The organism is Kitasatospora sp. NPDC034533, assembly GCF_055575155.1.
In genome coordinates this window covers 150,874-174,286 of the sequence record NZ_JBVITE010000006.1, presented here as the reverse complement: position 1 = coordinate 174,286, position 23,413 = coordinate 150,874, and the positions used below count along the sequence as shown (strand labels likewise).

At 73.5% G+C, this 23,413-nt stretch carries 26 protein-coding genes; 18 read left to right on the top strand and 8 right to left on the bottom strand.

The features are described from left to right. Positions 1–67: 67 nt before the first annotated feature. Entirely contained in the window at positions 68–808 is a 741-nt protein-coding gene (locus tag ACZ55U_RS07115) for an RDD family protein (protein ID WP_465523281.1), read from the top strand. Positions 809–844: 36 nt separating this feature from the next. Here the strand turns inward: ACZ55U_RS07115 and ACZ55U_RS07110 are convergent, their stop codons facing one another. After that, on the bottom strand, positions 845–1,147 hold the full coding sequence (locus ACZ55U_RS07110) for a hypothetical protein (RefSeq protein WP_465523279.1): 303 nt from the start codon (positions 1,145–1,147) through the stop codon (positions 845–847). 217 nt (positions 1,148–1,364) lie between these two features. Between ACZ55U_RS07110 and ACZ55U_RS07105 the strand changes: the two genes are divergently transcribed. The 5 genes from ACZ55U_RS07105 (at position 1,365) to ACZ55U_RS07085 (ending at position 6,337) form a co-directional block, all read left to right on the top strand. Continuing rightward, on the top strand, positions 1,365–2,096 hold the full coding sequence (locus ACZ55U_RS07105; protein ID WP_465523277.1) for an endonuclease V: 732 nt from the start codon (positions 1,365–1,367) through the stop codon (positions 2,094–2,096). A 99-nt stretch (positions 2,097–2,195) separates the two neighbouring features. Continuing rightward, the gene (locus ACZ55U_RS07100) at positions 2,196–2,645 is read left to right on the top strand and encodes a hypothetical protein (RefSeq protein WP_465523275.1); all 450 of its coding nucleotides are present in this window, start codon (positions 2,196–2,198) and stop codon (positions 2,643–2,645) included. 38 nt (positions 2,646–2,683) lie between these two features. Then, positions 2,684–4,117: a WXG100 family type VII secretion target gene (locus ACZ55U_RS07095; RefSeq protein ID WP_465523273.1), complete on the top strand. Its 1,434-nt coding sequence runs from the start codon at positions 2,684–2,686 to the stop codon at positions 4,115–4,117. Between the two features lie 161 nt (positions 4,118–4,278). Beyond that, complete coding sequence (mycP, locus tag ACZ55U_RS07090) at positions 4,279–5,493, top strand: type VII secretion-associated serine protease mycosin (protein ID WP_465523271.1); 1,215 nt, start codon at positions 4,279–4,281, stop codon at positions 5,491–5,493. Between the two features lie 262 nt (positions 5,494–5,755). Next, positions 5,756–6,337 carry a DinB family protein gene (locus tag ACZ55U_RS07085; RefSeq protein WP_465523269.1) on the top strand — a complete coding sequence of 194 codons (582 nt, stop codon included), beginning with the start codon at positions 5,756–5,758 and terminating at the stop codon, positions 6,335–6,337. Between the two features lie 30 nt (positions 6,338–6,367). On the opposite strand, the gene ACZ55U_RS07080 is transcribed toward ACZ55U_RS07085, so the two are convergent. Next, positions 6,368–6,808: an RNA polymerase sigma factor gene (locus ACZ55U_RS07080; protein ID WP_465523267.1), complete on the bottom strand. Its 441-nt coding sequence runs from the start codon at positions 6,806–6,808 to the stop codon at positions 6,368–6,370. 305 nt (positions 6,809–7,113) lie between these two features. Here ACZ55U_RS07080 and ACZ55U_RS07075 point away from each other — a divergent pair, with 305 nt between their 5' ends. Then, positions 7,114–8,220 carry a cation diffusion facilitator family transporter gene (locus ACZ55U_RS07075; RefSeq protein WP_465523265.1) on the top strand — a complete coding sequence of 369 codons (1,107 nt, stop codon included), beginning with the start codon at positions 7,114–7,116 and terminating at the stop codon, positions 8,218–8,220. Positions 8,221–8,358: 138 nt separating this feature from the next. Here ACZ55U_RS07075 and ACZ55U_RS07070 read toward each other — a convergent pair whose 3' ends face one another. Continuing rightward, positions 8,359–9,018, bottom strand: coding sequence for a hypothetical protein (locus tag ACZ55U_RS07070; RefSeq protein ID WP_465523263.1), 660 nt, complete (start codon positions 9,016–9,018; stop codon positions 8,359–8,361). 256 nt (positions 9,019–9,274) lie between these two features. On the opposite strand from ACZ55U_RS07070, the gene ACZ55U_RS07065 reads away from it, so the two are divergent. Next, the gene (locus tag ACZ55U_RS07065) at positions 9,275–10,279 is read left to right on the top strand and encodes a hypothetical protein (protein WP_465523261.1); all 1,005 of its coding nucleotides are present in this window, start codon (positions 9,275–9,277) and stop codon (positions 10,277–10,279) included. 80 nt (positions 10,280–10,359) lie between these two features. Here ACZ55U_RS07065 and ACZ55U_RS07060 read toward each other — a convergent pair whose 3' ends face one another. Both ACZ55U_RS07060 and ACZ55U_RS07055 read right to left on the bottom strand, forming a co-directional pair. Next, a complete protein-coding gene (locus ACZ55U_RS07060) occupies positions 10,360–10,950 on the bottom strand; it encodes an isochorismatase family protein (RefSeq protein WP_465523259.1) in 591 nt (196 codons plus the stop codon). Positions 10,951–11,147: 197 nt separating this feature from the next. Beyond that, positions 11,148–12,482, bottom strand: coding sequence for a nicotinate phosphoribosyltransferase (locus ACZ55U_RS07055; RefSeq protein ID WP_465523257.1), 1,335 nt, complete (start codon positions 12,480–12,482; stop codon positions 11,148–11,150). A 140-nt stretch (positions 12,483–12,622) separates the two neighbouring features. Here ACZ55U_RS07055 and clpS point away from each other — a divergent pair, with 140 nt between their 5' ends. From clpS to ACZ55U_RS07020, 7 genes are all read left to right on the top strand, one after another. Then, positions 12,623–12,916 (top strand): ATP-dependent Clp protease adapter ClpS, encoded by a 294-nt coding sequence (gene clpS, locus ACZ55U_RS07050; RefSeq protein WP_465523255.1) that lies wholly within the window; start codon positions 12,623–12,625, stop codon positions 12,914–12,916. An 85-nt stretch (positions 12,917–13,001) separates the two neighbouring features. Further along, positions 13,002–13,577 (top strand): DUF2017 domain-containing protein, encoded by a 576-nt coding sequence (locus ACZ55U_RS07045; RefSeq protein ID WP_465523253.1) that lies wholly within the window; start codon positions 13,002–13,004, stop codon positions 13,575–13,577. 215 nt (positions 13,578–13,792) lie between these two features. Then, positions 13,793–15,250 carry an amino acid permease gene (locus ACZ55U_RS07040; protein WP_465523251.1) on the top strand — a complete coding sequence of 486 codons (1,458 nt, stop codon included), beginning with the start codon at positions 13,793–13,795 and terminating at the stop codon, positions 15,248–15,250. 65 nt (positions 15,251–15,315) lie between these two features. Further along, positions 15,316–15,747: a M67 family metallopeptidase gene (locus ACZ55U_RS07035; protein ID WP_465523249.1), complete on the top strand. Its 432-nt coding sequence runs from the start codon at positions 15,316–15,318 to the stop codon at positions 15,745–15,747. A gap of 138 nt (positions 15,748–15,885) precedes the next feature. Next, positions 15,886–16,005 carry a putative leader peptide gene (locus ACZ55U_RS07030; protein WP_310593142.1) on the top strand — a complete coding sequence of 40 codons (120 nt, stop codon included), beginning with the start codon at positions 15,886–15,888 and terminating at the stop codon, positions 16,003–16,005. A 120-nt stretch (positions 16,006–16,125) separates the two neighbouring features. Beyond that, a complete protein-coding gene (locus ACZ55U_RS07025) occupies positions 16,126–16,404 on the top strand; it encodes a MoaD/ThiS family protein (RefSeq protein ID WP_224282816.1) in 279 nt (92 codons plus the stop codon). A gap of 76 nt (positions 16,405–16,480) precedes the next feature. Continuing rightward, a complete protein-coding gene (locus ACZ55U_RS07020) occupies positions 16,481–17,449 on the top strand; it encodes a PLP-dependent cysteine synthase family protein (protein ID WP_465523247.1) in 969 nt (322 codons plus the stop codon). 7 nt (positions 17,450–17,456) lie between these two features. Here ACZ55U_RS07020 and ACZ55U_RS07015 read toward each other — a convergent pair whose 3' ends face one another. Continuing rightward, on the bottom strand, positions 17,457–17,921 hold the full coding sequence (locus ACZ55U_RS07015; protein WP_465523245.1) for a type II toxin-antitoxin system PemK/MazF family toxin: 465 nt from the start codon (positions 17,919–17,921) through the stop codon (positions 17,457–17,459). A gap of 189 nt (positions 17,922–18,110) precedes the next feature. On the opposite strand from ACZ55U_RS07015, the gene ACZ55U_RS07010 reads away from it, so the two are divergent. The 3 genes from ACZ55U_RS07010 to ACZ55U_RS07000 all read left to right on the top strand — a co-directional run bounded on the left by ACZ55U_RS07010 (position 18,111) and on the right by ACZ55U_RS07000 (position 20,861). Then, positions 18,111–18,302: a MarR family transcriptional regulator gene (locus tag ACZ55U_RS07010; RefSeq protein ID WP_465523243.1), complete on the top strand. Its 192-nt coding sequence runs from the start codon at positions 18,111–18,113 to the stop codon at positions 18,300–18,302. Between the two features lie 234 nt (positions 18,303–18,536). Beyond that, entirely contained in the window at positions 18,537–19,283 is a 747-nt protein-coding gene (locus ACZ55U_RS07005) for an MBL fold metallo-hydrolase (RefSeq protein ID WP_465523241.1), read from the top strand. Positions 19,284–19,526: 243 nt separating this feature from the next. Then, on the top strand, positions 19,527–20,861 hold the full coding sequence (locus ACZ55U_RS07000; protein ID WP_465523239.1) for a hypothetical protein: 1,335 nt from the start codon (positions 19,527–19,529) through the stop codon (positions 20,859–20,861). Between the two features lie 93 nt (positions 20,862–20,954). Here ACZ55U_RS07000 and ACZ55U_RS06995 read toward each other — a convergent pair whose 3' ends face one another. Beyond that, positions 20,955–22,241 (bottom strand): LLM class flavin-dependent oxidoreductase, encoded by a 1,287-nt coding sequence (locus ACZ55U_RS06995; protein WP_465523237.1) that lies wholly within the window; start codon positions 22,239–22,241, stop codon positions 20,955–20,957. Next, positions 22,238–23,284: an LLM class flavin-dependent oxidoreductase gene (locus ACZ55U_RS06990; protein ID WP_465523235.1), complete on the bottom strand. Its 1,047-nt coding sequence runs from the start codon at positions 23,282–23,284 to the stop codon at positions 22,238–22,240. Before ACZ55U_RS06990 ends, ACZ55U_RS06995 begins: the two co-directional genes overlap by 4 nt. Between the last annotated feature and the right edge of the window lie 129 nt (positions 23,285–23,413).

The following is a 23,413-nucleotide window of genomic DNA, read 5'->3' as shown; positions in this document are numbered from 1 at the left end:
TCAGGGCAGGGGCAAAACGGGCAAAATGTCCCGAGCGTAGAGAATGTGTGATGTTCTACTCGGGGACATGAGCACCCACGACCCCTCAGGCCCCCAGCCGGAGGGGGGCGGCAAGCCCTCCTTCGACAAGCAGCCCCCGCAGCCGGGCGGCGGCACGCCGGAAGGCGAGCCGTCGGGCCCGACCCCGTCCGACAGGCCGTCCGAGAGGCCGCCCGAGGGCCCGGGCGCCTACCCGGGCAGCTACGGCGGGACCCCGTACGGCCAGGACCCGTACGGCCAGTACCCCTCCGGCCAGCCCCCGTACGACCAGCCCCCGCCCGGCCACGGCACCGGCTACGGCCCCGGCGCGTACGGCACCCCCGGCGCCGGGCCCATCCCCGGCATGCCGCCGATCGGCACCTGGCCCAGGCGGATCCTCGCCCGGCTGATCGACTACGTCCTGGTGCAGATCATCGGCGTGGTCGTCGTGGGGCCCTTCAGCGACCTCAGCACCCGCAACGGCTCGACCGAGGCGTTCTGGCTCGGCTGCCTCGTCTACCTCGTCTACGAGGCCCTGATGCTCAGCCGGGACGGCCAGACCCTCGGCAGGAAGGCGATGAAGATCCGGGTCGCCATGCTCGCCGACGGGAACAAGCCCACCCCGTCCGCCGCCTGGACCCGCGCCGCGGTCTTCATCCTCCCGGCCGTGGTCTGCTGCGCCGCGCTCTGGTGGGTCGTCGACGGGTTCTTCGGTGTCTTCGACCGGCCCTACCGGCAGTGCCTGCACGACAAGGCCGCGAAGACCGTGGTGGTCACCACGGAGGTCTGAGCGGCGGCACGGGACGCTCCTTCGCCCGGCGGCGGGTCAGCGCTGCCGGGCGTACGCCTGACCGGGAGCGGTGGCGGGAGTGGCGGCAGCGGCGGTGGCGGGATGGGGTGCCTCGGGCGAGGCCGTCGGGGCCGCCGGGGCCGCCTCGGTGGCGGCGGCCCCGGCCGAGGTGGCGGACATCGAGAGCACCGTCACCACGGTGCCGAGCACCAGCGCGAACACCACCAGCACCGCGACCACCGGCACGCCCGAGGCGCCCGAGACAGCCAGCAGTGCCACCGTGGTGGCGACGACGGTGCCCGAGCCGAGGCAGACCTGGGCGGCGGAGGGGCGGGGCATGGCGGGGAGTCCTTCGCACGTCGGGGGGAACGGGCGGGAGCGGTACCGGTTCCAGCGGCCCTGCCCCGCAGGGGAGTCGGGCACGTCCAGGCTAGACCCCGGAGCCGGGAGCACAGGGGGCGCACGGGCTCACCACGGGGTCGTCCGCCCCGGTCGGTACGGTGAACCGGAACCTGACGGCAGCACGCACCAGCACACCCCCGGGGGGACCACCACCATGCCCATCCCCGCCGACTGGCCCACCACCGAGGCCGAGGCGCTCGCCGAACAGCAGCGGCTGCGCCCGCTGGTCCAGGCCCACGACGACGAGCCCGCCCCCGGCGAACCGGCCACCGTCGAACCGGCCACCGGCGGGCTGATCGCCGGCGTGGACGTCGCGTACGACGACGACCGCGACCTCGTCGCCGCCGCGGCGGTCCTGCTCGACCGGGACACCCTGGAGGTGGTCGAACAGGCCACCGCCGTCGGCCGGATCGTCTTCCCGTACGTCCCCGGACTGCTGGCCTTCCGTGAACTCCCCGCCGTCCTCGACGCGTTGGCCGCGCTCACCCGCACTCCCGAGACCGTCGTCTGCGACGGCTACGGCCTCGCCCACCCCCGCCGCCTCGGCCTCGCCAGTCACCTCGGCGTCCTCACCGGACTGCGCACCCTCGGCGTCGCCAAGACCCCCTTCGCCTTCGACCACCACGAACCCGCCGCGCCGCGCGGTTCCTGGACCCCGCTCACCGATCCCGCCACCGGCGAGGAGGTCGGCCGCGCGGTGCGGACCAGGGCCGGCGTCAAGCCCGTCTTCGTCTCCGTCGGCCACCGGATCGGCCTCGACACCGCCGTCCGCACCACCCTCGACCTCGCCCGCCACTACCGCCTCCCCGAGACCACCCGGCACGCCGACTCGCTCTGCCGGCGCGCCCTCGCCGACGCCCAGCGCGCCGGGACGACCGCGAACTGACCCTGTCCCGGGCGGGATTCGGGCCCCGTGTGTTAGACATGAGACACCGGGGCCCGGCCCCGGCCGCCAGGGACGGACGCACGGGGGAGGCGCCGACACATGGGAGCAGGGAGCGCGGGCACCGGTTCCACCGGTGGGACCGGGCAGGGCTACCGCATCGAGATCGAACAGCTCCGCACCTTCGCCGGTCAGGTCCGGGTGCTGCTCGCCGACTTCCAGAAGCACGCCGACGGCACCGACGCGCACGGCCGCAGCGGCATCGGCAAGTCCGCCTTCGGGACCTTCGCCGAGGCCACCGAGTTCCACGGCCGCTACGGCACCATGCGGGACGCCCTGCGTGACGTCCTCAACCAGCTCCAGGAAGCCGTGAACGACGCCCAGCTGAAGGCCGACCTCACCGCGACCAACTACGAGGAGCAGGACCAGCGCACCGCCTCGAAGCTCAAGCTCGGCGACGACGGCTGGTCCGTCGCGGACCCCTCCGCCACCAGCCAGGCCGCGGCCCGGCAGAACGTCACCCCGTCCAACCGCGGCAACGCCACCCGCTAGCCGCCGCCGGCCCGGAACCGAACGGAGGCCGACCAGCCGTGGTCTACACCGACTTCACCAAGTACAGCCACGCCCAGCTCCGCAAGATGGCGCAGGCCCTCGACCCCGGCGCGGTGATGGCCGCCGGCGACCCCTGGCGCAAGGCCGCGGACACCCTCAAGCAGATCCGCCAGACCCTCACCAACGCCAGCACCGAAACCGCCACCGCCTGGGAGGGCACCACCAGCGACGCCTTCCACGCCCGCATGCTCGCCCTCGCCGCCAGCATCAACAACGCCGCCGCCTACGCCAACGACGCGGCCAACATCCTCCACAGCACCTCCGAGGCCATGGCCAGGGCCAAGCGCGAGATGCCCGAGGAACCCGGCAACTGGGACCAGATCAAGGACACCGTCGGCGACGCCCTCTTCGGCGACGACGACGAACACATCCCCATCGCCGACCGCAAGAAGGCCGAAGCGGCCGCCGTCATGCAGACCCTCGCCATGCACTACCGCGTCGCCACCCCGGCCCTGAAGCCCCCGCCGCCCTACGACCCGAAGGGGCCGAAACGAGTCGAGTCCCCCGACACCGGATCGACGGACGACCCGACTGGGGCAGCGGCAGCGGCAGTCGCAATGGTGTCGGGCACTTCGCTGGGCGCAGCGGGAACTCCGGGACGGGTGACGACCGTTCCGTCCGCTCAGCGCTCTAGGACGTTCCAGCCGCCCACGACGCCCCGGCCAGTGGCGAAGAGCGCATCCGCTCCGACCGATCCGGGGATCAAGGGCGGTACGGCACAAGCTCCGCCGAAGTCACCGGTTGCTCCTGGCCATGGTTCCGGCGAAGGCATCTCCGGCAGGCCGGTGACGCCTTCGAACGGAAGCGTGCCGAGTCCGGTGCTTGCCGGGGCACAGCCCTCGGGGCTGAATCCGACGAGGTCCGGAGGCCCTGTCATCGGGCCGGTCGGAGGCGTCAGTGGGTCTGAAGTCCCCCGTTCCACGGGCCCCATGACGGCCTCGCCGGTCGGACCGATCGTCGGGCAGAGCAAGGTGGCCCCCGGTGGTAAGGAGATCTCGGGTGGCGTGACGGCGGCCGAAGGGGCCGGAGCGCGTGGGGGCCGCAGCACTCCGGGCGGTGCTCGTGAGGTCTACCCGGGCATCGGTGCCGGGGGTCGCGGAGCGCCCCACGGCCCTCAGGGCGGGGTATCTCCGGCACGACCTGGCGGGGCTTCGGGGGAGGGGTCCAAGCAGGGGGGAGCGCGGGGCGGACAGGCGTTCACGGAAGGCGGGTCCGGACTGGGCGCGAGAAACCGGCTGAGGGGCGAACCGGGCGTCGCCGGCGCGAACGGCATGTCTGCGGGCGCCCCTATGGGCGGAGCGCACGGTCGCAAGAAGGAACGGGAGAAGAACGGCAAGCGGCCGGACTACCTCGTCGAGGACGAGGAGACCTGGGCGTCGGACAAGCCCGCGAATCCGAACGTGGTGGAATGAAACCGGTCCGTGAACGGACGGGTGATCTGATCGCATCCCGCAGGTCCACAACTTGCGGGATGCCTCGCTGAGTGGGGTGACCGGGTTTGACGAGCCGCCGGTTGGCAAGGCATGCGGCGGCTCTGGCCGCCGGAGTACTGACACTGGGCCTGGCTGTTCCCGTGGCCTCGGCCGACCAGACCAGGGACCAACAATGGGCGTTGAAGTCCTTGGAGGCAGAGACCAAGGTCTGGCCGGTCAGCCAGGGCGACGGGGTGGTCGTCGGGGTGATCGACACGGGAGTGAGCCAGGACCACCAGGACCTGACGGGACAGGTGCTTCCCGGCGCCGACTTCTCTGATGGCAAGACCGATGGGCGGGTGGACAGCGACGGCCACGGTACTGCGATGGCGAGTCTGATCGCCGGCCACGGGCACGGAGATCGGGCAGGGGTGATGGGGCTCGCCCCGAAGGCGAAGATCCTCCCGGTGAGGGTCAGGACGGACGCTGACACTTCCGGTCCTCCGTCCGATCCCGCTGCTTCGGACGGCTCGGATGCGAACCGGAACGGCTTCGCGGAAGCGATTCGCTTCGCGGTCGATCACGGCGCGAAGGTCGTCAACATCTCCCTCTCTGGGTCCTACCGCTTCGACTCGCAGCTGAGGAAGGCCGTCAACTACGCGGTGTCGAAGGATGTCGTGCTGGTGGCCGGCGCGGGCAACAGCGGGTCAAGCACGGGAGTCGAGTACCCGGCCGCTTTCCCGGGAGTGGTGGCGGTAGGGGCCGTGGACTCCAAGGGGGCGGTATGGGGCCAGTCCGCAGCGGGCCCCGAAACGACGCTCGTGGCACCCGGGGTGAGTATCAACCACGCGGCGGCGAAGTCCCCGACTGCCTATGCGAGTGGAAGCGGTACGTCGGACGCCACCGCCTACGTCTCGGCCACCGCCGCGCTGATCCGTTCCAAGTATCCGAACCTGTCGGCCGGGCAGGTCATCAACCGGATGATCAAGTCGGCGACTCCGCCGGCCGGAGGGGCGGCGGTGCCCGACGAGCACTACGGCTACGGCCTGCTCTCGCCGGCCAGGGCCCTGGAGGCGAACCCCGCCGTGGACAACGGGCCGCGGGAGAATCCGCTGGTGAGCCGGCCGGAGGCGAAGGGGACGCCGCCGCCCACCGATGAGGAGACGGACGAGCCCTCCGTGGAGCCCATGGTTCCCGAAGGGGACAGCGGGAGCGGTAGCACGACCGGGATCTGGGTCGGGCTGGGGGCCGGCGTCGTCGTGGTGGTCGGCGCCGTGGTGCTCGTCGTGGTGCTGGTCGCCCGGGCGAGGCGTCGGCGGCGGGGGGAGGCCGCGCAGGGGTACGGGCAGCCGCCGTATGGGGGGACGCACCAGTGAGAGGCGAGCCGTTCCGCGCGTAGGGAGCGCCATGTGCCCGGCCGGCGCGGCCTGCGAGGGCGGTGCCGGTGCCGGCGGCCGGGCATCTTTTCGTTCCGGCGGACGGCGTGCGGGCGCGCGCCGAGCTGGAGTGCGCGCGGGGCGAGGGGCGCGTGATGGAGGAGTGCGCCGGGTGGATGCGCCGGGGTGCGTGGCAGTATTTCGGCGCCCGGTGGCGTTCCTGCCACTGGTGGGGCTCTCCGGCGGCGGAGATGCTGGGGCCATGAGCACTCCTGAGAACACGCCGACCGCAGCCCCCACCACCGACGAGGAGATCGTCCCGGACACCAAGGACTGGACCTGGGTCCTGGAACGCCCCTGCCCCGACTGCGGGTTGGACACCCCCAGGGTGGCCCGGGAGGACGTCGCCGGGATGGTCCGGGCCAACGCGCGGGGCTGGCTGGAGGTGCTGGCCGGGGACGCGGACGGCCTGCGGCGGCGGCCCGCGCCGGGGGTCTGGTCGGGCCTGGAGTACGCGTGCCACGTCCGGGACGTCTTCCGGCTGTTCCACGTCCGCCTGGGCCTGATGCTGGAGCAGGACGGCCCGCTGTTCCCCAACTGGGACCAGGACGAGACGGCCGTCGCCGAGCGCTACCGGGAGCAGGACCCGAGGGTGGTGGCCGGGGAGCTGGCGGAGGCCGCCGAGACGCTCGCCGCGGCCTTCGACGCGGTGGCCGGCGAGCAGTGGGGCCGGACCGGGAACCGCAGCGACGGGGCGCGGTTCACGGTCGAGTCGTTCTCCAGGTACCTGGTGCACGACCCGGTGCACCACCTGGTCGACGTGACCGGCGAGCGGGTGGTCTGAGGCCGTCGCGGGGCCCGGCGGGGCGCGGGGTCACCAGCCGGAGGCCTCGCGCAGCATGGTGCGGCGCAGCCGTCCGGCCACGCTGGCGGCGTCGGTGCCGATGACGTCGGCGATCTCGGGGGCGGCGAGGCCGACGACGTAGTGCAGGATCGCCAGGTCGTCGTCGGCCGGGTGGCGGTCCGGGGCGGCGGTCACCTGCCGGGTGTGCTCGGCGACGGTGCCGCGCAGGATCTCCCAGGCGTGCGCGGTGGGATTGGAGCTGCCCATCAACTCCCGCCAGTGCACCGCGATTTCCGCGAACGCCTGCTGGACGGCGGTGGCCGCGCTGCTGTGCTCGGTCAGCCACACGCGCGCGTAGCTGAGGTACCGGGGGCGGTGGAGTTCGCAGAACGCGGTGAACTCCAGCGGTACGTCCGCTGGCTCGCCGGGCCCCGGGGGCGGCTCGGCGGGACTCTGGTGACGGTTGGTCATCTCGGCTTCTCGGAAAGGGAGATGGACTTCTGACGGTCGATCATCTGTGCTCACTCTACGGTAGGCCCTCGGTGCGCTGGGTGACCAATCCGATGGAATGCCCGGAACCCGTCGCCACCGGTCCGGTTCCGGTGGAGACCGGCGTACGGGGCGGTGGCGGGGCTGCCGGGCGGGGGCCGGCCCGGAGGTCGGCGGGGCAGTGCTGCGCAGTGACGGGGGAGACGTAGTTGCGAGCGCGTCGCAGCTGGTCAGAGGGTGTAGGACGGCAATGGCTGCAAGGCGGTTGATGTGCCACCGTAGGGCCTATGGAGGCTGACGTCCACGCCCAGGGCGCGAACCTGCGCCCGCACAACCACCCGCACAACCGCACTCGTGATCGCTCCGAAGATCACCACGGACGGGGGCACGGCCATCACCACGGTGACGGCCACGCGCACGGGCCGGGCCACGGGCACCCCGGCCGCCGTCCCGCCGCGCTGCCCCACCGCCTCGCCCACCTCCTGCGCCCGCACTCGCACGACGCGGCGGACCGGGTGGACCGGGCCATGGAGGCCTCCGCCGAGGGGCTGCGCACCCTGTGGACCTCGCTCGCGGTGCTCGGCGCCACCGCGCTGCTCCAGGCCGTCATCGTGGTCCTCTCCGGCTCGGTGGCGCTGCTCGGCGACACCGTGCACAACGCGGCCGACGCGCTGACGGCCGTCCCGCTCGGGATCGCCTTCCTGCTCGGCCGCCGGGCCGCCGACCGCCGCTACACCTACGGCTACGGGCGGGCCGAGGACCTGGCCGGGGTGGCGATCGTGCTCACCGTGGCGGCCTCGGCGGTGTTCACCGCGGTGACCGCGGCGGACCGGCTGCTGCACCCCCGGCCGGTGGACCACCTGGTGGCGGTGGCCGCCGCCGCGCTGGTCGGCTGCCTGGGCAACGAGTGGGTGGCCCGGTACCGGATCCGCACCGGCCGCCGGATCGGCTCGGCGGCGCTGGTCGCCGACGGCGTGCACGCCAGGACCGACGGGCTGACCTCGCTCGCGGTGCTGGCCGGCGCGGCCGGGGCCGGGCTCGGCCTGCGCTGGGCCGACCCGCTGGTCGGTCTGCTGATCACGGCGGCGATCCTGTGGGTGCTGCGCGGCTCGGCGCGCGAGGTCGGCCGGCGGCTGATGGACGGGGTGGACCCGGGCCTGGTGGACGCCGCCGAGGAGGCGCTGCGCGCGGTGGACGGCGTGCGCGGGGTGGGCGCGCTGCGGATGCGGTGGATCGGGCACTCGCTGCGCGCCGAGGCGGACGTGGTGGTGGACGGTGCGCTCACCGTGGTGGCGGCGCACCGGGTGGCCGAGGCGGCGGAGCAGGCGCTGATCCGGGCGGTCCCGCGCCTGCTGGCCGCCACCGTGCACGTCGACCACACCCCGGCGGCCTGAACGGGCCCGGCCGTGACGGAGCCGACCCGGTCGGGAGCCCGCAGAGGGAGCCCCGCACGGGAGGCCCGCGGGAAGTCCCGCACGGGAAGCCCCGCACAGGACCGGCCGGGGCGCGACGGCCGCCGGAGCGGTCGGGCGTCAGGAGGTCGTCCGGGCCTCCGTGGGGGAGATCCGGTCGGCGGCGGTGCCCCGCTCGACCTGGGTCGGGAAGGCTTCGACGGCCCGCCGCCGGGCCGCCTGCGCGGCTGCGGCAGCCGCGGCCGCAGCCGCCGCAGCTGCTCCGGCGGCAGCCTCCTCGCGCTCGCCCCGGTGCGCCGCACCCGCGGCGCGGGCCCCGCCCGTGAGGTTCCCGCCCCCGTGCGTCCCCGGCGAGTGCGAGCCGGACGGGTGCGCCCCGCCGCCGTGCCCGCCGGACGAGTGCGTCCCCGACGTGCGGCCCCCCGTGGCCACCCCCGACGCGCGTCGCCGACGGCCGAGGGCGGCCCGGGCCGCGTGTTCCTCGGCCGCCTGTCTAGCGGCGAGGTAGGCCTGAACGGCCGCCATGCCGTAGACGGGCTGGATGAGTTGGTGCCCCTTGAAGAAGGGCCTGGCCGGCGCGAACCCGGCGGCGACCACCAGGTCGCGGATCTCTGCTATCTCGGCCTCGCTGCGGGCGGTGAAGCGGACTTCCCAGCCCTTCTTGTACGTATGGCCCTTCTCGCCGCTGCGGCGGGCCGGGTCCGGGCGGCGGACGTATCCGGGCAGACGGCCGAGGCGGAGCTGGGCCGCGCGGAGGCCTGCGGTCTCGTCACGTGACATGACGCAAGCCTAGGCAATCCCCGGGGCGGGATTGACGTCCGGAGGGTCCCTCGCCGTATGCCCTTGGTCACTCTGGGTCAGGCGACCAGGTCGGCGATCGCTTTCGATCACATATGACAACCTGATGAGCGTCAATTACTCCAAATGAGTGAGGGTATGAGGACTTTAGTGCGAGCTGATCCCGGTTTCGCGACGGTTGAGTAACAGTGCGTCAGGCTCCCGGTCGCGGGTCCGGACGGTTGGGGATGGTGTCGGCATGAGCTACCGGATTCCGTCACCGCCGCCCTCCCTGGAGGATCTGGCGAAGCGTCAGCAGAACGTCGTCACCGCGAGCCAGCTGCGCGCCCGGGGCGTGCCGGCCCGGATCATCACCGAGCACTGTCGCCGGGGCGGCCCCTGGCAGCGACTGCTGCCCCGGGTCTACCTGTTGCAGTCCGCCGAGCCCACGCCGGAGCAGCGGATGTGGGCCGCGCTGCTGTACGCGGCGCAGAACGGCCGCGAGGAGGGGCGCCGCGCCGGCGCGGTGATCACCGGTACGGCCGCGCTGGCGCTGTACGGCTTCACCACCGTCCCCCGGCTGCCCGCCGTCACCGGGGTGGACGTCCTGGTGCCCCGCCAGCGCCGGCTGAAGGACGTCGGCGAGGTCCGGATCCGGCGCACCGAAAGGGAGTTGGAGTCCCGCTCGGTGCACGGCCTGGCCTGCGCGCCGGTCGCCCGGGCGGTGGCGGACGCGCTGGGCGAGTGGACGGCCCGGCCGGGCGGCCCGGCGCCGGTGCGCGAGGTGCTGCGCGAGGCCGTGGCCCTGGGCGAGAACCGTTGCGCGGCACGGGAGTTGGTGGCCGAGCTGGCCGAGTCCGGGCTGACCCGCGACCCCCGGGTGCGCGCCGCGCTGGACGAACTGCTGGCCGCCGAAAGGGACTTGTCGCTGGACCGGGTCGCCGGTCTGGTGGACGAGGCGCTGCTGCCCGCCCCGCTGAGCGCCCCCGAGCTGCGGATGCGCGGCGGCACGTACATCGCCGTTCCGGACCTCTACTGGCCGGAGCGGGGCGTCGCGGTGGAGGTGGACTCGGAGCTGCGCTGCGTGAGCGAGGGCGAGGCGGCCTGGGTGCACGGCGGCCAGCACCGGATGGAGTACCTGGGCATCCGCGTGGTGTACGTCTCCGGCGCCCGGCTCGCCGCCGACCCGGACGCCGTCGGCGGCGAACTGCGCGAGGCGTACCGGGTCGGCGGGACGGACGTGGTGGAACTGCTGGTGGTCTGAGCCGGCGGACGCCGGGAGATGCCAGAGACGCCGGGAAGCGCCGGAGACGCCGGAGACGCCGGAGACGCCGGGAGGCGCCGCTACGAACGCACCACCGGCGCGCCGACCAGCTCCACCCCGGCCGCCCGCAGCTCCGTGAGTGCGGCACCGGTGGTCTCCGGGTTCACCCCGGCGGTGAGGTCCAGCAGCACCCGGGTGGTGAAGCCCGCCCGGACGGCGTCCAGCGCGGTCGCCCGGACGCAGTGGTCGGTGGCGATGCCGACCACGTCGACCTCTTCGACCTGCCGCTCGCGCAGCCACTCGACGAGGCTCCGGTCGTTCTCGTCCAGCCCCTCGAAGCCGCTGTACGCCGCGGAGTGGGCGCCCTTGTCGAAGACCGCCTCGACCGCGCCGGAGATGACGGCGGGCGCGAAGTTGGGGTGGAAGCCCACGCCCTCGGTGCCGGCCACGCAGTGCGGGGGCCAGCTGTGGACGAAGTCCGGCTCGGCGGAGAAGTGGTCGCCCGGGTCGATGTGGTGGTCGCGGGTGGCGAGGATGTGCCGGTAGGCGGGGGTGGACTCGGCGATCAGGTCGGTGATGGCGGCGGCCACCTCGGCGCCGCCGGCGACGGCCAGGCTGCCGCCCTCGCAGAAGTCGTTCTGCACGTCGACGACGATCAGTGCCCGGTGCATGGCTGGCATCCTCGGATCTCGGGGGCCCGCGGGAGGCGGCGCCCCGGTGGGGGAGCCCTCGGGAGTACGCGGCCCGGGCCGGGCGCGGCGCGGGGGTTCTCGGAGAACTCCGGGGAACTCTACGGTTGACTCTAGGCAGTGGCGTGCGGAGGCGGAAGCCCCGGGGCCGGTCCGGTGGCCCGGCCCCCGGGCTCCGGTCAGCGGCCCGTCTCGGCGGGCAGGACCAGTTCGGTCGGCAGCACCGGATCGCCCTTGGACAGCTGGGTGGCCGACAGCGGCAGCGCGGCGCGGGCGCGGACGTGCCGGTCGCGCGCGGCGCTCAGCGGCTCCCGGCCGACGGTCTCGCCGCCCAGCACCAGCGGCACCTGCGTCAGGTACGGCCGCAGCTCGTCCGGGACGGGCCCGGTGCCGACCACCTCGGCCTCGGCCACGCCGTCGGCGTCGGGCCGGCGGGCCGCCCACTTGCGGCCGCCGATGCTGGTCTTGCCGCCAGCCGCGCGCTTGGCCACCGGCACCATCGGCCCGCCGTCACTCTCGGCCCGGGCGACCAGCTTGTAGACCATCGCGCAGGTCGGATGCCCGCTGCCGGTGACCAGGCTGGTGCCGACGCCGTAGCCGTCCACCGGGGCGGCGGCCAGGGCGGCGATCGCGTACTCGTCCAGGTCCGAGGTGACGATGATCCTGGTCCGTTCGGCGCCCAGCTCGTCCAGTTGGCGGCGGACCCGGTGGGCCAGCAGGGTGAGGTCCCCGGAGTCGATCCGGACGGCGCCCAGCTCGGGGCCGGCCACCTCGACGGCGGTGCGCACGGCCTCGCGCAGGTCGAAGGTGTCGACCAGCAGGGTGGTGCCCCGGCCCATCGAGGCGATCTGCGCCTCGAAGGCGTCCCGCTCGCTGTCGTGCACCAGGGTGAAGGCGTGTGCGGCGGTGCCGGTGGTCGGGATGCCGTGGGTGAAGCCGGCCTCCAGGTCGGAGGTCGCGGCGAAGCCGGCCACGTACGCGGCGCGGGCGGCGGCGACGGCGGCCCGCTCGTGGGCCCGGCGGGCGCCCATCTCGATCACCGGGCGGCCCCCGGCGGCGGCGGTCATCCGGGAGGCGGCGGCCGCGACGGCCGAGTCGAAGTTGAGGATCGAGAGGATCACCGTCTCCAGGATCACCGCCTCGGCGAAGGTGCCCTCGACGGTGAGCAGCGGCGAGCCGGGGAAGTAGACCTCGCCCTCGGGGTAGCCGTGGATGTCGCCGCGGAAGCGGTAGTCGGCGAGGTAGCGCAGGGTGTCCTCGTCGACCACGCCCTGGTCGGCCAGCCAGTCGAGCTGGGCGGTGGAGAAGCGGAAGTCCTCCACGGCGTCGAGCACCCGTCCGGTGCCGGCGAGGACGCCGTAGCGGCGGCCGCCCGGCAGGCGCCGGGTGAACACCTCGAAGACGGAGCGGCGGTGCGCGGCCCCGCTGCGCAGGGCGGCCTGCAGCATGGTGAGCTCGTAGCGGTCGGTGAGCAGCGCGGTCGAGCCGGCCGCGCGCACTGAAGTGGCGTCCATGAAGATGATGCTACTACCACTTAGCGTCAGACTGACGATTTCTCGTTCGGCGGGCGGGCCCGGAATCGCCCGGGTGTCCCCCGGATGGCAGCATGGGGCGTGAGGGGTTACCGACGACTGTCCAGCGAGGAGGACCCGGCGTGAGTGTCGCGCCCGCGGAGATCGAGCGCCCGGAGGTCGAAGGGGTACCGGTGGCCGAACCGGACACGCCCTGGGTGACCATCGTGCACAACGACCCGGTGAACCTGATGAGCTACGTCCAGCACGTCTTCCAGGCCTACTTCGGCTATCCGAAGGACAAGGCCCGGAAGCTGATGATGGACGTCCACACCAAGGGCCGGGCGGTGGTCTCCAGCGGCTCCCGCGAGGAGATGGAGCGCGACGTCCAGGCGATGCACGGCTACGGCCTCTGGGCGACGCTGCAGCACGACTGACGCCGGGCCGACCGGCGCGGGGCCACCGGTCCCGCACCGGGGGCGCCCCCGACCGAAGACGACGAAGACGGGCTGACCGATACAGATGGCTGGGTTGTTCGAGAGCACCGGCGGTGGCGGCGCGGCGATCGCGCTGGACGAGTGGGAGGCCTCCATCCTGCGCTCGCTGGAAGTGCAGTTGCTGGAGCTGATCGGCCCCGGCCCGGGCGGGGAGGACGGCGACCCGCTGGCCGCGCTGTTCGCCGAGGGCCCGACCGAGGCGCCCGCCGACCCGGTGCTGGCCCGGCTCTTCCCGAACGCCTACGGCGATCCGCGGAAGCCGGAGGACGAGGAGGCCAGGCTCGCGTCCGGGGAGTTCCGCCGCTTCACCGAGCTGGACCTGCGGGCCCGCAAGCGGGACGACGCCCTGTTCGTGGTCCGGGCGCTGGACGGCCTCGGCGACGGGGGCGGGGTGCTCAAGCTCGGCGCCCCCGACTGCCTGCGCTGGCTGGGCGCGCTGAACGACCTGCGGCTGGCCGTCGGCGTCCGGCTGGAGGTCACCGAGGACGACGAGGACGGCCTCTACGAACTGCCGGACGGCGACGAGCGCAAGCCGCTGGTGATGGCGTACCTGTGGCTGGGCGCCCTTCAGGAGTCGCTGCTGGAGGCCATCGCGGACTGACCCCGGAGAACCCCGGGAGTGCGATCCTGCCCGGTTCCGGGCAAGCCCCGGCCGTTTCGTCCAGAATGCGGACGATCGGTCGGGGCATTTCTTATGAAAATCGGGCAAACCATGCCAGGTCATGCTCAAATAACGCTCAGATGGACACCGCTATCCGAACCCCGCGTGGTACGACTTCTCCACCCCCGAGACCGACCAGGACAGGACGGTGCACCGTGGCCGAGAAGTCGTACGACCACAGGCTCGACAGCACAGCCAACGCCGAGGGCTACGAGCGCGGGCTCGGCGGCCGCCAGATCCAGATGATCGCCATCGGCGGAGCGATCGGCACCGGCCTCTTCCTGGGCGCCGGCACCGCGATCTCCCGCTCCGGCCCGAGCCTGATCCTCTCCTACGCCGTCGCCGGCCTGGTGATCTTCGTGATCATGCGGGCGCTCGGCGAACTGCTCACCTACCGCCCGGTCTCCGGCAGTTTCGCCGAGTACGCCCGGGAGTTCCTCGGCCCCTTCGCCGGTTACGTGACCGGCTGGACGTACTGGCTGTTCTGGGTCGTCACCGGCATGGCGGAGACCACCGCCGCCGCCGTCTACGTGCGGTTCTGGGCGCCCGACATACCGCAGTGGATCAGCGCGCTGACCTTCCTGGTGCTGCTCTACGCGGCCAACCTGATCTCGGTGAAGCTGTTCGGCGAGATCGAGTTCTGGTTCTCCATGGTCAAGGTCACCGCCATCATCGGCATGATCCTGATCGGCGTCGGAGTGCTGACCCTGGGCTTCAGCAAGGCCGGTGACACCGCGTCACTCGGACACCTCTGGCAGGACGGCGGCTTCTTCCCGAAGGGCGTCGGCTCCACCGTGATGACCCTTCAGATCGTCATGTTCGCCTACCTGGGCGTCGAACTCGTCGGCGTCACCGCGGGGGAGAGCGAGAACCCCGAGAAGACCCTGCCGCGCGCCATCAACACCCTGCCCTGGCGGATCGCGCTGTTCTACATCGGCGCCCTGGTGGTGATCCTCTCGCTCGTGCCGTGGACCGAGTTCCAGCCCGGCGTCAGCCCGTTCGTCGCCGCCTTCGGCAAGATCGGCATCCCGGCCGCGGCCGGCATCATCAACTTCGTGGTGCTCACCGCCGCGCTCTCCTCCTGCAACTCCGGGATGTACTCCACCGGCCGCATGCTGCGCGACCTCGCGCTGAGCGGCCAGGCCCCGGAACGCCTCACCCGGCTCAACGCCCGCCGCACCCCGGCCTTCGCGATCACCGTCTCCTGCCTGCTGATGGGTGTCGGCGTGGTGCTCAACTACCTCGTCCCGGCAAGGGCGTTCGAGTACATCACCTCGGCCGCCACCGTCTGCGGACTGTGGACCTGGGCGATGATCCTGATCTCCCAGATCCGCTACCGCCGGGCCTGGCGGGCCGGCCACCTGCCGCCGCCCACCTTCAAGGCGCCCGGCGGCGCCTGGGCCAGCGGGGCCGCGCTCGCCTTCCTCGCCGTCGTCGTGGTGCTGATCGGCCTGGACCGCGACAACCGGATCTCGCTGTTCGTCTTCCCCGGCTGGGCCCTGCTGCTGGTGATCGGCTACCAGGCGGTCAAGCGCCGCGACCCGCAGGCCCTGCGCGGCCCCGTCCTGGAGCGGCTGCCCGCCGCCGACGGGGACCCGGACGCCGTCCGCTGACCACGCCTCGGACGCTCCGGCGGACACCCGTTCTGGGCCCGCCGGAGCGTGGCTATCCTGACCGCATGCTGACCATCACCCGAGAACTCCGCGACCGGATCGTGGCCCACGCCCGCGCCGACCACCCGGACGAGGCCTGCGGCGTGGTCGCCGGACCGGCCGGCAGCGGACGGCCCGAGCGGTTCATCCCGATGCTCAACGCGGCCCGCTCGCCCACCTTCTACGAGTTCGACTCGGGCGACCTGCTCAAGCTCTACCGCGAGATGGACGACCGCGACGAGGAACCGGTGATCGTCTACCACTCGCACACCGCCACCGAGGCCTACCCCTCGCGCACCGACGTGAGCTACGCCTCCGAGCCGTTCGCCCACTACGTCCTGGTCTCCACCGCCGACGGCAACGGCGAGGACGACCCCTACCAGTTCCGCTCGTTCCGCATCGTGGACGGCGAGATCACAGAGGAAGACGTGCAGGTCGTCGAGGCCTACCAGGGCTGACCGGCATCCCCGCGGACCCGGCCCGCCGACCCCTCCGAAGGGGCGGCGGGCCGCCGTCGTCTCAACCCTGGGAACGAGAACATCCGGATGCCGAGACGGGCATGTCGGAGCGGGCCCGGGAATCTATACGATGAGTCCATGCGTTCCGTCGATGTGAGCACTCAGGCCCCGGGCACCCGCCTCGTGGCGCGCCTGCACATCGACCTGTGCCGGCACGCCGGCGCGATCTGTCCCGGCACGCCAGCGCGCTCGCGCTGAGAGCCGCTTCACCACGCCCGGCCCGCCGCCCGCCGGCGGCACCGGGCCCCGGGCGCCCGCCCGCCCCCTGCCGCGTCCGCTGCGGCCACCCACGTCCACGACCCGCACAGGAGCGCACTCATGGCCATCGAGGTCCGCATCCCGACCATCCTCCGCACCTACACCGACGGCGCCAAGGCCGTCGAGGGCAACGGCAGCAACCTCGGGGAACTCTTCACCGACCTCGACGCCCGCCACCCGGGCATCGCCGCCCGCCTGGTCGAGGGCGGCGAACTGCGCCGCTTCGTCAACGTCTACCTGAACGACGAGGACGTCCGCTTCCTGGAGGGCATCTCCACCGCCGTCGCCGACGGCGACAGCGTCACCATCCTGCCCGCCGTGGCCGGCGGCGCCCGCTGACCTCCCGGCTCCCCCCGCCACCGCGGCGGGGGGAGCCACCCGCCGCCACCCTCACCGCCTTGGCCGGAGGCCTCCCTTGCGTTACGACAGTCCGCTCGAAGCCGTCGGCAACACCCCGCTGGTCCGCCTGCCGCGGCTGTCCGCCGCCGTCCCCGGCAACACCGAGGGACTGGTCAGCCTCTGGGCCAAGCTGGAGGACCGCAACCCCACCGGCTCGATCAAGGACCGCCCGGCGCTCCACATGATCGAGCGCGCCGAGGCGGAGGGCCGGCTCACCCCCGGCTGCACCATCCTGGAGCCCACCAGCGGCAACACCGGCATCTCGCTGGCGATGGCCGCCAAGCTCAAGGGCTACCGGATGGTCTGCGTGATGCCCGAGAACACCAGCGAGGAACGGCGCGAACTGCTCCGCATGTGGGGCGCCGAGATCATCTCCTCCCCGGCCGCCGGCGGCTCCAACACCGCCGTCCGGATCGCCAAGGAGACCGCCGCCCAGCACCCCGACTGGGTCATGCTCTACCAGTACGGCAACCCCGACAACGCCGGCGCCCACTACTCCGGCACCGGCCCCGAGATCCTCGCCGACCTGCCGACCGTCACCCACTTCGTGGCCGGCCTCGGCACCACCGGCACCCTGATGGGCGTCGGCCGCTACCTGCGCGAGAAGGTCCCCGGCGTGAAGATCGTCGCCGCCGAACCGCGCTACGACGACCTGGTGTACGGGCTGCGCAACCTGGACGAGGGCTTCGTCCCCGAGCTGTACGACGCCGAGGTGCTCACCACCCGCTTCTCGGTCGGCTCCGCGGACGCCGTCCGCCGCACCCGCGAACTCCTCCAGCAGGAGGGCGTCTTCGCGGGCGTCTCGACCGGCGCGATCCTGCACGCGGCGATCGGCGTCGGCCGCAAGGCGGCGGCCGCGGGCGAGCGCGCGGACATCGTCTTCGTGGTCGCCGACGGCGGCTGGAAGTACCTGTCCACCGGCATCTACACCGCCGAGTCCACCGAGGCGGCCGTCGAGGCCCTCCAGGGCCAGCTCTGGGCGTGACCGCCCGCTAGCGGCCCTGGAGCACCCGCTCCGCCCGGCTCCAGACCCGACGGTCCACCGTGCCGGCCCGGCGGCGGAAGGCGGACAGCGGCACCTCGCGCAGCTCGTCCGTCTCCAGCCAGCTGGCCCGGCCCCGCCGGTCGCCCACCGAACCCGGCGGCAGCGCCAGCACGCCCGGGCGCTCGGCGTGGTGCTTGCTGGTGATCTTCGCGACGGTGGCGGCCTTGCCGCGCACCTGCAGCACCAGGCACGGGCGGTCCTTGGAGCCGGGGCCGTCCTCGAACGGCACCCGCGCCCACCAGATCTCCCGAGGCTGCGGGGCGGCCTGCCGCTGACCGCGCGGCCGGGCGGCCGGACGCTCGGCCGGACGTCCCGCCGTGCGGGCACGCCGCAGCAGCGCCGCCACGGCGGCGGCCGACAGCACGACGCCCAGCAGCGACAGGACGAGCCAGGTACCGGTCATGCCGTTCATGCGGCGAACCGTACCGGGCCGGGGCCGAACGCCACCACCGAGCCGGCCGTGACGGTCCGGCATTTGTCCGCGCATTGCTCCCGGTTCGTCACGGAACGGCCACGATGCCCGTTTCCCCGCCCCCGACCCCACCCGGACCCCGTCAGGCTGCGTCACGAACGTCCGCCCCCGTCCCCCCGGAGGTGCCCCGTGGCCCGTGGCCCCGAACTGTGGTCCTACGCCGAGATCGCCCGCCACATCAACGTCCGGCCCGCGACCGTCCGCAGCTACCGCAGGCACCGGCTCCTGCCCGACCCCGACGTGATCGACGCCGGCGGACACCCCCGCTGGTACCCCTTCACCATCCGCAGCTGGGCCCGCAACCGGCCCAGGAGCCGCTGATCGCGGGCCCGTCAACCGCCCGCGCACCCGCCCCGGGCGTTCTGGTGATTCCGCCCACAGCCCGGCACGGGGACGGGGGCAAAGTGCCGCTCCGCCCTTACCCTCGACACACCAACGCAGTGCTACCGGCCGGTTCACCGGCCCGGCCTGCCGTTTTCCATGCCGTTTTCGAAGGCGAACGCCGAACACCGTTCGCCGGCAGCAGCCAGGACGTGTCGGGGCGGAGGGGCTCGGATGAAACTGACCGTGGTGGGGTGCTCGGGGAGCTTCCCGTCCGCCGACTCGCCGTGCTCCAGCTACCTGGTCGAGGCCGAGGGCTACCGCGTCGTGCTCGACCTCGGCAACGGGGCCCTGGGCGCCCTCCAGAAGTACTCCGGCCTCTACGACGTCGACGCCGTCCTCCTCAGCCACCTGCACGCCGACCACTGCATCGACCTGTGCGCCTACTGGGTCGCCCGCAACTACAGGGTCGGAGGCTGCCCCGAACTGCTGCCCGTGTACGGCCCGGCCGGCACCGCCGAGCGGCTGGCCCGCGCCTACGACATGCCGGAGAACCCCGGGATGAAGGAGGTGTTCGAGTTCCGCACGCTCACCCCCGGCAGCTTCGAACTCGGCCCCTTCCGGATCGACGTCGCCCAGGTCAACCACCCCGTCGACGCCTTCGCCTTCCGGCTGGAGCACGGCGGCCGCTCGCTGGTCTACAGCGGGGACACCGGCGAGTGCGCCGAACTCGTCGAACTCGCCCGTGACACCGACCTCTTCCTCTGCGAGGCCGCGTACATCGACGGGCGGGACACCTTCCGCGCCGTCCACCTCAACGGCCGCGAGGCGGGGGAGCACGCCGCCGCCGCCGACGCCCGCCGGCTCGTCCTCACCCACATCCCCCCGTGGACCGACGCCGAGCACAACCGCCGGGACGCCGCGGCCGTCTACCCCGGGCCGGTCGAGGTCGCCCGGGCCGGCGCCGTGTACGAGGTCTGATCAGACCTGATCAGACCTGATCGGGTCGGCATCGCGAGGGAATCGCGGGTCACCGAAAAAGTTCGGGAACCACCCGCAACCTCCGCGCCCCCCGCACGTCCTACCCAGTGAGCGGCGGAAACGTCGCCGGAACGGCCGGCCCGTCGGGCCGGTCCGCCACCACCTCACTCAGTCACCAGGCGTGTTTCGCACTGCCCGGACCCGCCCGTGCCGGTCCGGGGCGGAAATCCAGGGGGGATTCCCATGCGCAAGACCGACCGTGCCCTCACCCGGGCCCGCCGCCTCGTCCCGGCGGTCGCGCTGACCGCCGCGCTGGTCGCCGGCGGCGCCGTGACCGCCGCCCCGGCCTTCGCCACCGCCGGGCCGTTCAGCCTCACCGTGCACGCCCCGGCCGTGATCGGCGGCGCGGGCGGGCCGGTCGAGTTCACCGAGCACATCGGCAACCCGGGGGACCAGGGCTCCGCCGTCTGGCTGGAGTTCCAGATCGAGACCAGCCTCGGGACACCGCCGCACGCGCTGAGCCTCGAGTACTACGACAACTCGCTCGACAAGTGGCTGCCGGTGGAACTGGAGGAGCACCCCGGCGCGGACAAGACGGTCTACCGGGGCTCCTCCGGCAAGCTCTACGCCCTGGCGGGAGGCTCGGACATCAAGCTGCGCCTCGGCGCCCCCATGGGCACGCCCCACGACGGGGCCACCAACGGCGGCGTCGGCCCGAACCTCACCTTCCGCACCGCCGTCCACGGCTGGTGGCAGGACCACCCGATCGAGCCGCCGCTCACCGACACCCACGTGATCAAGGTCGACGCGATCCACAACGGTCTGAGCGGGGTCCCGGCCACCGCCGTCCGGGGCGGGGCGCCGATCGAGTTCGACGCGCTGCTCACCAACCCGACGCCGTCGGCCTACACCAACCTCGGCAACGTGCTGTTCGCCGACCGGAACGCCAAGGTCGAGGTCCGCGGCGCCGACGGCGGGTGGACCGCGGTGCCGGCCGTCACGACCGAGTCCTCGGAGAAGGCGGGCTTCTACCTGGACGGCCGCAACTCCTCGGCGGCGCCGAACAGCTCGCAGACCAAGCGGGTCCGGGTCAGCTACGGCGCCGGCATCCCGGTCGGCAACACCGCGCTGAACCCGTGCGTGTTCGTCAACGAGGGCGACACCCCGTTCCTGGGCACCACCATGTGCTCGCAGGGCGCCACCGTCCGGATCGACGCGCCCCAGCCGAAGCCCGGCGGCACGCCCGAGCCGACCCCCACCTTCGACGCCACCGCGACCGCCACCCCGACCACGCCGTCCGGCGGCTCGAACGGTTCGGGCGGCTCGAAGGGCTCCGGCGGCGCGCCGGTCGTCCAGCCGGCCGGTGACGTCACCACGGCTCCGGCGCCCGCCGCTCCGGCGGCCACCGCCTCCCCCGCGGGCGGTGCCCCGGCGGCCGACCCGCAGCCGGTGGGCGGCCACCTGGCCTCCACCGGCTCGGACGGCGACCGGACCGGACTGTTCGCGGGCCTCGGCGCGCTGCTGATCGGCGCCGGCGCCGCGACCTTCACGCTGGTCCGTCGCCGCCGGGCCAGCTGACCGTCCGCCATGCGCGGTCCGTCCGGGGCTCCGGGCGGGCCGCGCACGTCTGTTGGTTGACGTGTCGTCAAATACGGTTCCGTGGAGCGCGGTTCAGCGCCGCCCGGGAACGGGAAGCCCGAGGTGGTCCCGGAGGGTCGGGCCGGTGTAGTCGGTGCGGAACACCCCGCGCTCCTGGAGTAGCGGCACCACCCGGTCGACGAACTCGTCCAGGCCGCCGGGGGTGAGGTGCGGGACGAGGATGAAGCCGTCGGCGGCGTCGTTCTGCACGAAGTGGTCGATCTGCTCGGCGACGGTGGCCGGCGAACCTATGAAGGACTGCCGGCCGGTCACCTCGATCACCAGCTCGCGGCTGGTCAGGTTCTTCTCCGCCGCCACCGCCCGCCACCGTTCGGCGACGGCCACCGGGTCGCCGTGCCGGACGCGGCCCTGGATCACGGTGCTGTCCGGGTCGGGGTCGACGCTCGGCAGCGGGCCGTCCGGGTCGTGGTCGGACAGGTCGAAGCCCCAGACCTGCTCCAGGAAGTGGATCGCGGTCTGCGGGCTGACCTGGGCCCGGCGCACTTCCCGGGCCCGCTCGTCCGCCTCGGCGTCGGTGTCGCCGAGGACGAAGGTGGCCCCGGGCATGATCTTCAGCTCGTCCGGCTTGCGCCCGTACGCGGCGAGCCGTCGCTTGACGTCCGCGTGGAAGGCCTGGCCGTCGGCGAGGGTGGAGTGCCGGGAGAAGATCACGTCGGCGGCGGCGGCGGCGAACTCGCGGCCCTCGTCGGAGTCCCCGGCCTGGATCACCACCGGGTGGCCCTGCGGCGGGCGCGGCAGCGAGAGCCGGCCCTCGACCTCGAACTGCGGGCCGGAGTGCCGCACGGGCTCCTCCCCGGCGTCCCAGAACTCCCGTACCAGCTGGACGGATTCGGCGGCCCGGGTGTAGCGGTCGGCGCGGTCCAGGTAGCCGCCGCGGCGGAAGTTCTCCCCGGTGAAGGCGTCCGAGGAGGTGACCACGTTCCAGGCCGCGCGCCCGCCGGAGAGGTGGTCCAGGGAGGCGAAGCGGCGGGCCAGTTCGTACGGCTCGTTGAACGTGGCGTTGACGGTGGCGGCCAGTCCGAGCCGTTCGGTGACGGCGGCCAGCGCGTTCAGCAGGGTGATCGACTCGGGGCGGCCGACCACGTCCAGGTCGTGGATGAGCCCCTTGGCCTCCCGCAGCCGCAGCCCCTCGGCGAGGAAGAAGAAGTCGAACTTCCCGCGCTCGGCGGTCTGCGCGAGGTGGCGGAAGGAGGCGAACTCGATGTGACTGCCGGCCGCCGGGTCGCTCCACACCGTGGTGTTGTTGACGCCCGGGAAGTGCGCGGCGAGGTGGATCTGCTTGAGCGGTCGGTCCGTCATCGGGTCACCTCGGTGAGGGCGGGGGAAGCGGCGGGAGCGGTGGTGGCGGCGACGGCGTAGCGGTTGGCCGGGCGGGCCAGGCCGAGGTGGTCGCGCAGGGTGCGGCCGGTGTACTCGGCGCGCAGCAGCCCGGCGGCGCGCAGGGCGGGGGCGATCCGGTCGGCCAGCGCGACGAGGTCGCGTTCGGGCTCGCCGGGGACGAGGTGGAAGCCGTCCACCCCGGTGCCGGTCGCGGTCAGTTCGGCGAGCAGGCGCTCCTCGGCGGCCGGGTCGGACACGGTGGCGTCGAGCCGGGCGAGGATGCGCAGGTGCTCGCCGGAGCGCAGCCGCAGTTCGGTGGCGGCGGTGAGCCGGGTGGCGCGGTCGGGGGCGTCGAGCAGCACCACGTCGGCGTGCCGGATCGCGGCGGCGACCCGGGCGCGCCCGCCCGGGGAGGCGTCCGCCGCGAGGTCGGCGGCGTCCACCGGCACCGCGACCACGGGGCGGCCCTGCGGCGGGCGCGGGGTGATGGACGGGCCGCGCACCGAGAAGTGCGGGCCGGTGAAGTCGATGTAGTGGAGCTTGTCGCGGTCGATGAACCGTCCGGTGGCGGTGTCGCGGATCTCCGCGTCGTCCTCCCAGCTGTCCCAGAGCCGGGCGGCCACCTCGACGGCGTCGGCCGCCTCGGCCCACAGCTCGTCCTCGGGGGCGACGGGCCGGCGGCCGAAGGCGCGGGCCTCGGCCTCGGTGGTGGAGACGCCGACCAGCCAGCCGGCCCGGCCCTCGCTGGCCCAGTCCAGGGTGTTGACGGAGATCGAGGTGTGGAAGGGCTCGGTGTGGGTGGTGGTGACGGTCGGCACCAGCCCGACTCGCTCGGTCAGCGGGGCGATCCGGGCGAGCGCGGCGAGCGCGTCGGGGCGGCTCGGCGCGGCGGCGAAGGAGTCGTCGAGGGTGACGAAGTCGAGGGTGGCCCGCTCGGCGAGGCGGGCCAGGTAGGCGTAGTGCCCGGGGTCGAAACGGCCGGGGCTGTCGAGGGCGGCGGACAGGTGCAGCTGGCGGGGCATGGTGAGCCTGACTTCCTCGTGCGGACGCGTACGGGCACCGGCGGCGGCCGTGCGCAGGCACGGGGGCGCGGGTGCACGCGGGTGCGCGGTGGCGGCCCGTGGGCGGAGGCCCGGACGGGCGGGGGCGGG

Excerpts from the sequence above, each read along its gene's own strand:
- ACZ55U_RS07115 (WP_465523281.1), top strand. The coding sequence starts at position 68 with ATGAGCACCCACGACCCCTCAGGCCCCCAGCCGGAGGGGGGCGGCAAG.
- ACZ55U_RS07110 (WP_465523279.1), bottom strand. The coding sequence starts at position 1,147 with ATGCCCCGCCCCTCCGCCGCCCAGGTCTGCCTCGGCTCGGGCACCGTC.
- ACZ55U_RS07105 (WP_465523277.1), top strand. The coding sequence starts at position 1,365 with ATGCCCATCCCCGCCGACTGGCCCACCACCGAGGCCGAGGCGCTCGCC.
- ACZ55U_RS07100 (WP_465523275.1), top strand. The coding sequence starts at position 2,196 with ATGGGAGCAGGGAGCGCGGGCACCGGTTCCACCGGTGGGACCGGGCAG.
- ACZ55U_RS07085 (WP_465523269.1), top strand. The coding sequence starts at position 5,756 with ATGAGCACTCCTGAGAACACGCCGACCGCAGCCCCCACCACCGACGAG.
- ACZ55U_RS07080 (WP_465523267.1), bottom strand. The coding sequence starts at position 6,808 with ATGACCAACCGTCACCAGAGTCCCGCCGAGCCGCCCCCGGGGCCCGGC.
- ACZ55U_RS07075 (WP_465523265.1), top strand. The coding sequence starts at position 7,114 with ATGGAGGCTGACGTCCACGCCCAGGGCGCGAACCTGCGCCCGCACAAC.
- ACZ55U_RS07070 (WP_465523263.1), bottom strand. The coding sequence starts at position 9,018 with ATGTCACGTGACGAGACCGCAGGCCTCCGCGCGGCCCAGCTCCGCCTC.
- ACZ55U_RS07065 (WP_465523261.1), top strand. The coding sequence starts at position 9,275 with ATGAGCTACCGGATTCCGTCACCGCCGCCCTCCCTGGAGGATCTGGCG.
- ACZ55U_RS07060 (WP_465523259.1), bottom strand. The coding sequence starts at position 10,950 with ATGCACCGGGCACTGATCGTCGTCGACGTGCAGAACGACTTCTGCGAG.
- ACZ55U_RS07055 (WP_465523257.1), bottom strand. The coding sequence starts at position 12,482 with ATGGACGCCACTTCAGTGCGCGCGGCCGGCTCGACCGCGCTGCTCACC.
- ACZ55U_RS07045 (WP_465523253.1), top strand. The coding sequence starts at position 13,002 with ATGGCTGGGTTGTTCGAGAGCACCGGCGGTGGCGGCGCGGCGATCGCG.
- ACZ55U_RS07035 (WP_465523249.1), top strand. The coding sequence starts at position 15,316 with ATGCTGACCATCACCCGAGAACTCCGCGACCGGATCGTGGCCCACGCC.
- ACZ55U_RS07030 (WP_310593142.1), top strand. The coding sequence starts at position 15,886 with ATGCGTTCCGTCGATGTGAGCACTCAGGCCCCGGGCACCCGCCTCGTG.
- ACZ55U_RS07025 (WP_224282816.1), top strand. The coding sequence starts at position 16,126 with ATGGCCATCGAGGTCCGCATCCCGACCATCCTCCGCACCTACACCGAC.
- ACZ55U_RS07015 (WP_465523245.1), bottom strand. The coding sequence starts at position 17,921 with ATGAACGGCATGACCGGTACCTGGCTCGTCCTGTCGCTGCTGGGCGTC.
- ACZ55U_RS07005 (WP_465523241.1), top strand. The coding sequence starts at position 18,537 with ATGAAACTGACCGTGGTGGGGTGCTCGGGGAGCTTCCCGTCCGCCGAC.
- ACZ55U_RS07000 (WP_465523239.1), top strand. The coding sequence starts at position 19,527 with ATGCGCAAGACCGACCGTGCCCTCACCCGGGCCCGCCGCCTCGTCCCG.
- ACZ55U_RS06995 (WP_465523237.1), bottom strand. The coding sequence starts at position 22,241 with ATGACGGACCGACCGCTCAAGCAGATCCACCTCGCCGCGCACTTCCCG.
- ACZ55U_RS06990 (WP_465523235.1), bottom strand. The coding sequence starts at position 23,284 with ATGCCCCGCCAGCTGCACCTGTCCGCCGCCCTCGACAGCCCCGGCCGT.